Genomic DNA, 12,024 nt, shown 5'->3' on the forward strand with positions numbered 1-12,024 from the left:
TTATTAGGCATGAGGCAAAGTCTCCTTTCATTTTAGGTTCTGGATAAACCTAGGGGGTACTTTGCCTTATTTTTTGCCTAAAAATGTTTACACATACTTTTATACATCATCGATATATTTCAAAAATCGCTGATATATTTCGAGTTGCGCCGATATATCCGGAAAATCGCTGATATTAATTTCATGTACCGACAACCGCGAACTCCAAACTCCAAAACTTAAACTAACACATCAAAAGTAGTCACAAATGACGGACGAGAGAAAATACTCTTTTGCTGTTCTGCATGTGGATGCGCTGGAGCTTGTCCTTCTGCTTGTGCGGGGCGTTTTTTATGAGCGTTTTCGAATGAACGTGATTCTGTCCAGTCTTTAAAGTTTTGCTCTGTTTCCCACATCGTTAAGATGACATATGTATCGTTACTTAATGGGCGTAGAACGCGGATCGCTTGGAATCCGGGTTCGTTTTCAATAAGGCCTGCGCGGTTTTTAAAACGGTTTTCAAATACAGGGCGACCTTCGTCTGTTACAGAAATGTTGTTACAAACGATATAACCAGGTTGTCCTTTAAATTCTCCAACAGCGTCTAGTACATCATACCTAAGAGATCCTTCTACAGATTCTTCTGTATTTTCTTTATAAAACATATTTTTTTCATCATTTTTTGCAGTGAAATGTGCTTGTTCTAGAGGTGTTTCGTATGAAATAATAGCCTTCATTTTAATGCCCCCTTAATCGTTTGTTTCTATTATATCAACTCTCTTAAAAAACTTCGAAGATTATATACATAAAGATACTTCTTTTTCAAATAATAAATGTACCATCATTTGGAAAGAAGGCCGGTGTATGAAGAAAGTAAAGTGGACTTTATTAGGTGGGTTAGCAACGCTACTATTAGCGATTGTTCTTTATAAACTTATTGTGTTAGCTGGTGGCTATATGATGGATGAAAAACAGCTCGTTTTCCACTCTTCATCACGTATCGTTGACCAGAAAGGGAAAGAAATTACGAAATTATACGTAGAAAATAGAGACCTCGTACCAATCGAACAAATTCCAAAATACGTGCAGCAGGCGTTTGTTGCGGTAGAGGATTCTCGTTTTTATGAGCATCAAGGAATTGATTACCCGTCTATATTTCGTGCTCTTTATAAAGACACGTTAGCTGGAGAGAAGGTCGAAGGCGGTAGCACGATTACGCAGCAACTCGCTAAAAACGTCTTTTTAACTCGTGAAAAAACATTTACGCGCAAGTTGAAGGAAGTCGCAATTTCCCTTCAATTAGAGCAAAAATATACGAAGCAACAAATTCTTGAAATGTATATGAATCATATTTATTTTGGCCATGGAGCTTACGGTATTCAAGCAGCAGCAAAGTTGTATTTTAATAAAAATGTAGAAGATTTAACAGTAGAAGAAGGAGCAATGCTTGCAGGTCTTCCGAAATCGCCAAACGGTTATTCACCTTATTTTTCTCCAGAGAAGAGTAAAGAACGCCGCGATCTCGTATTGTCACTTATGCATAAACTAGGCTATTTGACTGCCGAAGAAAGCGTACGTTATCAAGGAAAGACAATCGCTCTCTATAAAAACTTAGATGAGAATGAGCTCGCATATATGCCGTATATTGATATGGTCATAGATGAAGCAGCACGTTTATACGGATTGTCTCATCAAGAAGTACTTCGCGGAGGGTATACGTTTGTTGTACCGATGGATGAAAAGATTCAAAAGGTAGCATATAACCAGTTTCAAGATGCAAGGAATTTCCCTGGGAAAGAAGAGGGAGCACAAGGTGCTTTTTTATTAATGGATAATCGTACAGGCGGCATTAAAGCGGCGATTGGCGGAAGAAAGTACGTTCCGAGAGGGTTCAATCGTGTTTTTGCAAAAAGACAGCCCGGTTCTGTGCTAAAACCACTTATCGTTTATGCGCCAGCACTCGAAACGAAAAAGTATAATCCGTATTCTTTATTAAAGAATGAAAGACATTCTTTTGAAGGGTATGAACCTCGAAATTATAACCATGAGTATTCGAAAGAAATGACGATGTACGATGCGATTGTAGAGTCAGCAAATGTACCGGCAGTTTCTTTATTAAATGAGTTAGGGGTAGAAGAAGGAAAGCAATATTTAGAGAAAGGAAATGTTCACATTGCTGATGCAGGCTTAAGTACAGCGCTTGGCGGATTGAAAAATGGTGTTTCAACATTTGATCTTGTGAAAATGTATCGTGCGTTTTTAGCAAATGGTGATATTATTGAGCCGCACGTTATTGATAAAGTGTTAAATAGACACGGCGCAGTTATTGGAGAATCACCAAAAGTAGAAACGAAAATTTTCTCGAAACAAACGGCATGGTATATGACGAAAATGTTAGAAGGAGTTGTAAAGGAAGGGACAGCGAAAGCCGGTGTATATAACGGAGCGTTAGCTGGGAAAACAGGTACAACTTCCTTACCAAATGACGATAATGGGGCGAGGGATATGTGGTTCGTTGGCTATACGCCAAATTTAGTAGGCGCTGTTTGGATTGGTTATGACCGCATAGATAAAGAGCATCAGTTGCAAGGAGAAAGTGCATCAGCAACAAAATTGTTTAAGAAAATTTTAACGAAAGCAAATGTAGAACAGAAAGAGCAGTTTAGGAAACCGGAAGGTGTGGAAACAATCGGTGCTCCAATTCGGCTGCGCAAGATTGAAGATGTGAAAATGAAATTAGCATTTAGCCCTTTCGGTTTATTTAAAGCGAAATTAAGCTGGACACCACTTCCAGATGAAAGAATTATGTATCGTATTTATAGAGTGGAAAATGGAATTCATACGCATGTAGGTACTGTAAATGGTGCCGGGGAATATGAGGAAAAGTTCGTTAACATCTTTTCAAAACCGAGTTTTTACGTTGTACCATATAACACACAAACGAATCGCGAAGGAGAAAAGTCAAAAGTAGCTAAACCATAGTTTTTCTCTGTGTTATAATAAGAATGTTGTGAAAATAGTAAGCGTTTTTAAGAATGTTTGTGTCAATTTAATGAACAACGTACATAATATTATGCATTTTGTTTTTACAAGCTGTATAGTAAAAAAAGATAAATATCGAACGTATTCGAAGCATTGTGGTAAGGAAGGGAGCTAGGGTCTTGGTAAGAACTATAAATGAGACATTTTTAAAAGCATGTAGGGGGGAACGTACTGATTATGTACCAGCATGGTATATGCGTCAAGCAGGTCGTTCGCAGCCGGAATATAGAAAGATAAAAGAAAAGTATTCTTTATTTGAAATTACACATAATCCAGAGTTATGTGCTTATGTTACAAAACTGCCAGTTGATCAATATAACGTAGACGCAGCAATTCTTTATAAAGATATTATGTCACCACTACCTGCAATTGGTGTGGATGTAGAAATTAAATCAGGTATTGGCCCAGTTATTGATAATCCAATCCGTTCTTTACAAGACGTAGAAAAACTAGGGGAAATCAATCCAGAAGATGACGTACCGTACATATTAGATACAATTCGTTTATTAACGACAGAAATGCTAGACGTACCGTTAATCGGTTTTTCAGGAGCTCCATTTACGTTAGCGAGCTATATGATTGAAGGCGGTCCATCTCGTAACTACCATAATACGAAAGCGTTTATGTATGCAGAGCCGAAAGCTTGGTTTGCTTTAATGGATAAGCTAGCAGATATGGTTATTACATATTTAAAAGCGCAAATTAACGCAGGAGCAAAAGCAGTTCAAATTTTCGATTCTTGGGTTGGAACAGTAAACGTAGCAGATTACCGCGTATTTATTAAACCAGCAATGGAGCGTATTTTTGCAGAAGTTCGTAAGATGGGTGTACCAATGATTATGCACGGCGTAGGAGCTGCACATTTAGTAAATGAATGGCACGACTTACCGCTTGATGTAGTCGGTTTAGACTGGCGTTTACCAATTGAAGAAGCACGTGCACGCGGCGTTCATAAGGCGGTACAAGGTAATATGGATCCTTCGTTCTTACTTGCGCCATGGTCTGTTATTGAAGAACATGTAAAAGGTATTTTAGATCAAGGGATGAAACAGCCGGGTTATATCTTTAACTTAGGACACGGTGTATTCCCAGAAGTAAATCCAAATACATTAAAACGTTTAACTACATTTATTCATGAATACTCTAAAGGGCAGTTAGCGAAGTAAAGGAGCATTGCTGTATGAAAAAGAAAATTGGTTTGCTTGTAATGGCATACGGAACGCCATATAAAGAAGAAGATATTGAACGTTACTATACACATATTCGCAGAGGAAGAAAGCCAAGTCCTGAAATGCTAGAAGATTTAACAGAGCGTTACCGTGCAATTGGTGGTATTTCTCCTTTAGCTACTATTACATTAGAGCAAGCTAAAAAGTTAGAGAAGCGTTTAAATGAAGTACAAGATGAAGTCGAGTACCATATGTATCTTGGCTTAAAACATATTGAACCGTTCATTGAAGATGCGGTGAAAGATATGCATAACGACGGTATACAAGATGCAATCGCACTTGTTCTTGCGCCGCACTATTCTACGTTTAGCGTAAAATCATACGTTGGACGAGCACAAGAAGAAGCTGAGAAACTTGGAAACTTAACAATTCATGGCATCGATAGCTGGTATAAAGAACCGAAATTTATCCAGTACTGGGTTGATGCAGTGAAAGGTATATATAACGGTATGTCAGACGCAGAACGTGAAAAAGCAGTATTAATCGTATCAGCTCATAGCTTACCAGAAAAAATTATCGCAATGGGCGATCCATATCCAGATCAATTAAATGAAACAGCGGACTATATTGCAAGAGGCGCTGAAGTAGCAAACTATGCAGTAGGCTGGCAAAGTGCAGGAAACACACCAGATCCTTGGATTGGTCCAGATGTACAAGATTTAACGAGAGAACTAAATGAAAAGCACGGTTATACTTCATTCGTATATGCACCAGTTGGATTTGTTGCGGAACATTTAGAAGTTTTATATGACAACGACTTTGAGTGTAAAGTTGTAACGGATGAAATTGGCGCGAAATATTATCGTCCAGAAATGCCAAATGCATCGGACGCATTTATTGATTGTTTAACAGATGTTGTATTAAAGAAAAAAGAATCTGTACTGTAAGAAGAAAGGAGGAGCCTGCTTGAGGAAAAAAGTTGTGATCATCGGCGGAGGCATCACTGGATTAACAGCAATGTATAACTTACAAAAAAATATTCATGAAAAAAACTTGCCGATTGATACATTACTGATAGAAGCATCGGGTAAACTTGGCGGAAAAATTCAAACCGTTCGAAAAGATGGATTTACAATTGAACGCGGACCGGATTCTTTCTTAGCACGAAAAGAAAGTGCAGCTAGATTAGCGAAAGAATTAGGTCTTGGCGATGAACTTGTAAATAATGAGGCCGGTCAATCATTTATCCTCGTAAACAATCGGTTACATAAAATGCCGAGCGGATCAATGATGGGAATTCCAACGCAAATTACGCCGTTTCTATTCTCCGGGCTGTTCTCCCCAATTGGTAAACTAAGAGCTGGTTTTGATCTATTAATGCCGAGGTCAAAGCCAGTATCTGACCAATCACTCGGGCACTTTTTCAGACATCGCCTCGGAAATGAAGTGGTTGAAAATTTAATAGAACCGTTACTATCGGGTATTTATGCAGGGGATATTGATGAAATGAGCTTAATGTCAACATTCCCGCAAATGTATCAAATTGAGCAGAAACATCGCAGTATTTCACTCGGTATGCGTACGCTCGCTCCGAAAGAAGAGAAAGCTGAACCGAAAAAAGGAATCTTCCAAACAGTGAAAAAAGGTTTAGAATCTATCGTAGAATCTCTCGAAGCAAAGATGCATGAAGGTACGATAATAAAGGGAACTCGCATTGAAAAAGTTGCAAAACAGGGTGATGACTATACGATTACTCTTAGTAACGGAAAAGAAATAGAAGCGGACGCGGTCGTAGTGGCAAGTTCACATAAAGTATTGCCATCTATGTTTGCACAGTACAAGCAGTTTCGTTTCTTCCGCAACATTCCGTCCACATCAGTTGCGAATGTAGCAATGGCTTTCCCGAAATCAGCCATTCAGCGAGATATTGATGGCACAGGATTTGTTGTCTCTCGAAATAGTGATTACACAATTACAGCATGTACGTGGACGCATAAAAAGTGGCCACATACAACGCCAGAAGGAAAAACGCTTCTTCGATGTTACGTTGGACGACCTGGTGATGAAGCGGTTGTAGAGCAAACAGAAGAGGAACTCGTGGAGCTTGTACTAGAAGACTTACGAAAGACGATGCATATTACAGAGGATCCAGAGTTTACAGTCGTAAGCCGTTGGAAAGAAGCAATGCCCCAATATACAGTAGGCCATAACGAGCGAATGAAGAAACTCACAACATTTATGGAGAAAGAGTTGCCAGGTATATACTTGGCAGGTAGTTCTTACGCTGGTTCTGGTCTGCCGGACTGTATTGATCAAGGTGAGAGGGCTGCAAAGCGTGTACTCTCTCATTTGGAGAAAGTAATGAATACGGAATTAATCGCACAATAAAGAGAAACGCCTTCAATCATATTGAAGGCGTTTTGTTACTTATTCACCAATAAACATATATAAGTTATTTGGCTTTATAACGGCATCTCCTGCATAAATAACCCATTCTGTTAAGTCATCAAAATCTAAATGATAACTATTTCCTTCACTCATATCTTCTATAAAATATGGTTCATTAATGAGTATTCCTTGAATAAAGTCTTCTGTAATATGTTGCATTTCAAACCACATATGCTCGCTTTTACCCTCTTCATAGGAAACGCCAAACTTAGCGAGAAAACGAAACTCCTCATTTGATTGTTCAATTTGAAAAATGTTGCTGAAATACCCGAAAGTATTTTTTGCATTGTAAGCCATACGAGCCGTTTCACTATTTGTTTTATAGAACATGAGCCCTGTAGCTTCCTCGTGTTCTTTGAAAAAGCTTTCGATACATTCTTCTGAAGTATCAAATTTGAACAAGAGAACAGATGGCGATTGATGGTATTCATCTCGGTCATCCATCCCGCCTAAGAATGTGTTTTGTGCATCAATTGGCTGTAGCTTCACTTCTTCATCCTCAATTGAAGATAATTGATCCATCCTCGTTTTATGCCCAATATAAGATAAACCTTTTTCCCACGGCACAGCTACGGTATGTATAGAACCTTGCTGACTATGTGCGATAACGATAGGCTCATTCATAGGGACTTGTCCATTTTCAACGGCATTATTCGCAAATGTTTGAAAGAGGTCACCAATGCCATAGTAGGAAGAAATGCGATTTGGAATAATTAATTCTATTTCTGTTACGCCCGCTCTTAAAAGGCCGTGTGTATGAAACCAATATTGCGTAGGCTCACCTTCTTTATCGTCTTCATAAACAGAATGAATAACGTACAAGTCAGGAATGTCAGGTAATAATTCATTTTCAACGTGATATTCAATATAGCTTCTAGATATTACCTTCATTGCTGCACTTGAATCGATTACAAATAACAAATCTGGGGCGAGGTTCCATAAAAACTGTAACTGCTGGAAAAAGCAGTCCAGTACATCGCCTACAAATAGCGTACGGGTGAAAATTTCAGTACCGAAAGCCGCATCTTCAAAATTACGATCTACGATTGTAGAATCTTGTCTATTGTACATTTTATATTCTTCTGGGTCATTTGCCTCATCGATATGCAGTTCATACGGTATGACTTTATCGTCCATATGTAACTCCACGATAAGGCTTGTCTCATCACTATAAACAATTTTTAACTCATCAACTTTAGTAGCGATAGTTTCTAGCCGCTGTTTTAATTGCTCAATTGTAATTCTAGTCGGTATAACAGCAATCATATCTGAAAAATGACGTTCTAATGTTCCATTCATAGCTGCGCGGTATGTTTCTGTTTGCACTTCCATCCAATCACTCCTATTCAAATGAATTCATTTTCCATGCCAATAAAATTTCGATATTTTCTGTTTTTTGCTCTTTCATATTATAAAACGCATTCGTAGAAAGTGTAAAATTATTATTTTGTATTATAGTTTGAAAACGAGTAAATCAGATTAATTTTTTGTAAAACTTGTCGAAATACCATTCTATATAACGAATCATTTGTTATGATAGAAATGCTGAGAAAATATGAAATAGAGAGAGGAAAATGGCTGTGAAGAAATTGTTAAGTATCTTTTTATCATTCTTGCTATTGCTTTCATTTACTGGAACTTTAGCAAAGGCAGAAGAAACTACTTCTATGTCAGTAGAAAAAGCAATTCAAGTATTTAAGCAGCAAGGGAAAACAAAGGGGATAGTAGAAGGATACATTGTTGGGTATACGCAAAGTCCTTCTAAATACACGAAAGATCCAGCAAAGTTTGATGATACAAACGTAGCAATTGCTGATTCGCCAAATGAAACGAATCCAGACAAAATCATGCCTGTTCAGTTGCCAAAAGGCGATGTGAGGGCAGCAGTGAATGTAAAAGATCATCCTGAAAATATCGGAAAGAAAGTTAGTTTGACTGGGACTCTTGAATTATATTTTAGTAGCCCAGGTTTAAAATCAGTAACAGCCTATAAGTTTCAAGGGGAAGGACAAAACCGTGTTAGCGATGTAGTAGCTTCGCCTAGTGGAGGAGAAGTTGCGAAAGGAACAGCGATAACGTTAACAACGAATACAGAAGGAGCAACAATCTATTACACGTTAGATGGTTCTAACCCTACAAATAAAAGTGTTCGTTATAATGGACAAATTATGGTGAATGAAAACAGTGTGATTAAAGCAATTGCAGAGAAAGAAGGGCTTACTTCTTCAGCAGTTTCAACATTTTCATTTATTATCGTAAACAATGAGCCAGTTCGTATTCATGATATTCAAGGAAAATCACATATTTCTCCTTACAACGAGAAGAAAGTATACAATGTGGAAGGCGTTGTAACAGCGCTTGATAAAAATGGTTTTTATATAGAAGACAATCAGCCAGATAATGATCCAGCTACTTCAGAAGGTATGTATGTGTACAAAAAGGATGCGAATGTAGCGGTAGGAGATCTTATTCAAGTTGATGGAGTAGTAGAAGAATATGTTGGGCCTGGATATGCAGAAAGATTTGACACAGACTTAACGACGACTGAAATTAAAGCGAGCCGCGTTGCTGTAATCGCAAAAGATCAAGTTTTACCAGCACCGATTGTACTTGGAGAAAACGGTGTGAAAATTCCTGATCAAATTATCGATAATGATGCATTTGGTTTATTTGATCCAAATGAAGATGCAATCGACTTTTATGAAAGTATAGAAGGTATGCGTGTTACGATGCCAACGCCAAAAATTATTGCACCTCAGAAAAACGGGAATTTATATGTAACCGTGAAAAATGGCGGAAATAAAGTCGTAACGAAATATGGCACACCTGTATTAGATGAAAATCAATTAAACCCAGAGCGTCTTTCTGTAAAAGTACCTCGTGATTATGTAGCAAAAGTAGGAGATACTTTCACTGGAAATATAACAGGGGTAGTCGGATATGATTACGGTTCGTTCCGTATTTCACCAATAACGGAATTACCAACTGTAGTGGACGGTGGATTTAAGCAAGTAGGCGCAAATATTCAGCCTCGTCTTGATAAGTTAACGGTTGCTACATATAACATTGAAAACTTCTCGGCGAATAAAAAAGAAACAACAGATGAAAAAGTAAAGGCGTTAGCATATTCTATTAAATACAATTTAAAAATGCCAGATATTATCGGTGTAGAGGAAATGCAAGATAACAATGGATCAATTAATGACGGTACAACAGATGCTTCTTTAAGCGCAAAACGTATCATTGATGCAGTTTTAGAAATTCGTGGGCCAAAGTATGAGTATGTAGAAATTGCTCCACATAATAATCTAGACGGAGGAGCGCCAGGAGCGAATATTCGCGTCGGTTTCTTCTACAATCCATCACGCGTGAAATTAGCAGCAGTACCGAAGTTACTTGATAAAAATGTCGTTCGCATTGGGGACGAAAACCCATTATTTGAAAGTACACGTAAACCGCTTGCGGCAGAATTTACGTTCCAAGGACAAAACGTTGTCGTCGTTGCAAATCACTTAAACTCAAAAATAGGAGATGCAACGCCATTTGGAAAAGTACAGCCGCTCGTATTAAAAAGTGAAGAAAAACGAATTCAATTAGCGCAAGAAGTGAATCAATTCGTACAAGATATTCAGAAAAAGAATACGAATGCACCAGTTGTGGTGTTAGGGGATATGAACGATTTTGAGTTTGCTAAACCACTAAAAGCACTAGAAGGAACAATCTTAAAAAATATGTTAAACACAGTGCCGAAAGAGAACCGCTACACGTACATTCATGAAGGAAATGCACAAGTGCTAGATCATATTTTAGTAACAAACAACATCGCACCGCACACAATCGTAGATCCAGTACACTTAAACACAAACATTATGAAAGAGCATGGACGTGTAAGTGATCACGACCCAGTACTTGCTCAAATTGATTTGAAGAAGGCATCTTAAATAGTTGAGAAAGAGCGCTTAGAGATATACTGAGCGTTCTTTTTCTGTAAAAATCATGTTAAAATTATTTGAAAATTCAGTGTTATTAACGAGGAGGTTGAAGATGCAAGCATGGTTAAATGGAAAATTAATGAATCAGCTTGCAATTTTTTTTAGTACAATCGTCATGCTTCAATTTGTAGCGGAGGTAATAGGACTTACGCAAAATTTAGATATTACATATAACTTAATACATACAGCGGCATCTTATATAACATTTAGTTTGGCAGTTATTTTTACTTTAATTGGCGCAAGAAGAGAATTAAGTAAATATGCAATTATTTCATTATGTTTAGTGGTAGGTATTAAAGCGATTTATTTTGTAGCGGTCGTTATTTTATGGGGATTGGCTGGTATGCCGTAAAGGGGAGGGTGATGATATGAATAGTGAAAATATACGATTGATACATGTAAATGATAATAAGAGCGTAATTCCCTAAGCTAACTTAGGGAATTACGCTCTTATTCGTTCAATGATTTAGTCTGAAATTGCTTGAAACGCTTTTCTACATCGATCTCTTTTTTGCAGTCTTCTTCTATATTTTTTTCTATCCCGCTTTACTCCTTGTATATACATAAGTAAGCTAACGAGAAGGAAGAAAGTACATTGCATCGTTAAAATGTACGGTGACATGCCTTGCAATGGTTGCTTTGGGTCATATAAATGAATAGGTGCTCCGCCTATTGTAGGGAATATTGTATTTAGCAGGACGTACGGAATGGAGTTAACAGCAAATGGAAATAGAATCGCCATATAGTCCTTTTGTGACCATGCAGATGCAGCAAGTCCTAAGAGGGCCATTAAACCTGCAAATAAAAAATTAATTCCGATATATACCGTAATGTAAGTGAGAGGCGCATCTAAATATAGGTTTGCGAACATTCCATCATCATTTATGATGCCTGAACCAGCTATAGGTTCTCCGTCTGGAATTGTTAATTTGCAAAATAATAATGATAAGATGAACGGAAATGTATAAAGAAATCCTCCGCAAAAAAACGTAACGATATATTTCGTTACTGAATAAGGAAATAACGAAATTCCTTTGCTCACGAACGGTTTAAAACCATCTGACTTATCGGAATTGTAACTTGTACTAAAGGGGAAACTCGCAATAACTGGCATTAATAATAAATAAACATCCATTTCATTATCACGAAATCCAATCCATTTTATATCTGTTGATATAGGTCCGCTCGCAGCGTCTCCTAAATAACGAATGACATAGTAATAATGATAAATACAAATAAGAACGAATCCACTAAACAAAATAATTAAAGAAACACGATTACAAAAAGCTTGCTTTATATTTAAACGAAGCGCACGCATCATGACTGAAAAAGCCTCCACTGTTTTGATAAACTTGTCTATTTTCTATATTACTATTAAATGTAAGGATTTTCTT

9 protein-coding genes are annotated in these 12,024 nt (G+C 37.5%); 6 read left to right on the forward strand and 3 right to left on the reverse strand.

All coding sequences use genetic code 11. The annotated features are described in order from the left end of the window. Positions 1-218: 218 nt before the first annotated feature. Positions 219-716: a heme-degrading monooxygenase HmoB gene (gene hmoB, locus MR070_RS22255; protein ID WP_000644069.1), complete on the reverse strand. Its 498-nt coding sequence runs from the start codon at positions 714-716 to the stop codon at positions 219-221. A 127-nt stretch (positions 717-843) separates the two neighbouring features. On the opposite strand from hmoB, the gene MR070_RS22260 reads away from it, so the two are divergent. The 4 genes from MR070_RS22260 (at position 844) to hemY (ending at position 6,578) form a co-directional block, all read left to right on the forward strand. Continuing rightward, a complete protein-coding gene (locus tag MR070_RS22260; protein ID WP_242262020.1) occupies positions 844-2,961 on the forward strand; it encodes a transglycosylase domain-containing protein in 2,118 nt (705 codons plus the stop codon). 179 nt (positions 2,962-3,140) lie between these two features. Further along, positions 3,141-4,187 carry a uroporphyrinogen decarboxylase gene (gene hemE, locus MR070_RS22265; RefSeq protein ID WP_242262021.1) on the forward strand — a complete coding sequence of 349 codons (1,047 nt, stop codon included), beginning with the start codon at positions 3,141-3,143 and terminating at the stop codon, positions 4,185-4,187. 14 nt (positions 4,188-4,201) lie between these two features. Beyond that, a complete protein-coding gene (gene hemH / locus MR070_RS22270) occupies positions 4,202-5,137 on the forward strand; it encodes a ferrochelatase (protein WP_000726775.1) in 936 nt (311 codons plus the stop codon). 19 nt (positions 5,138-5,156) lie between these two features. Continuing rightward, positions 5,157-6,578, forward strand: a complete 1,422-nt coding sequence (gene hemY, locus MR070_RS22275; RefSeq protein ID WP_242262022.1) for a protoporphyrinogen oxidase — start codon at positions 5,157-5,159, stop codon at positions 6,576-6,578. A 39-nt stretch (positions 6,579-6,617) separates the two neighbouring features. Here hemY and MR070_RS22280 read toward each other — a convergent pair whose 3' ends face one another. After that, complete coding sequence (locus MR070_RS22280) at positions 6,618-7,970, reverse strand: DUF4026 domain-containing protein (RefSeq protein ID WP_000453730.1); 1,353 nt, start codon at positions 7,968-7,970, stop codon at positions 6,618-6,620. 242 nt (positions 7,971-8,212) lie between these two features. On the opposite strand from MR070_RS22280, the gene MR070_RS22285 reads away from it, so the two are divergent. Then, complete coding sequence (locus MR070_RS22285) at positions 8,213-10,579, forward strand: DUF6359 domain-containing protein (RefSeq protein ID WP_242262023.1); 2,367 nt, start codon at positions 8,213-8,215, stop codon at positions 10,577-10,579. 103 nt (positions 10,580-10,682) lie between these two features. After that, positions 10,683-10,982 carry a hypothetical protein gene (locus MR070_RS22290; RefSeq protein WP_001149497.1) on the forward strand — a complete coding sequence of 100 codons (300 nt, stop codon included), beginning with the start codon at positions 10,683-10,685 and terminating at the stop codon, positions 10,980-10,982. Between the two features lie 114 nt (positions 10,983-11,096). Here MR070_RS22290 and MR070_RS22295 read toward each other — a convergent pair whose 3' ends face one another. Beyond that, positions 11,097-11,951, reverse strand: a complete 855-nt coding sequence (locus MR070_RS22295) for a hypothetical protein (RefSeq protein WP_044792664.1) — start codon at positions 11,949-11,951, stop codon at positions 11,097-11,099. Positions 11,952-12,024: the final 73 nt, after the last annotated feature.

It is taken from the genome of Bacillus cereus group sp. BfR-BA-01453 (assembly GCF_022662915.1).
Taxonomy (GTDB): domain Bacteria; phylum Bacillota; class Bacilli; order Bacillales; family Bacillaceae_G; genus Bacillus_A; species Bacillus_A paranthracis.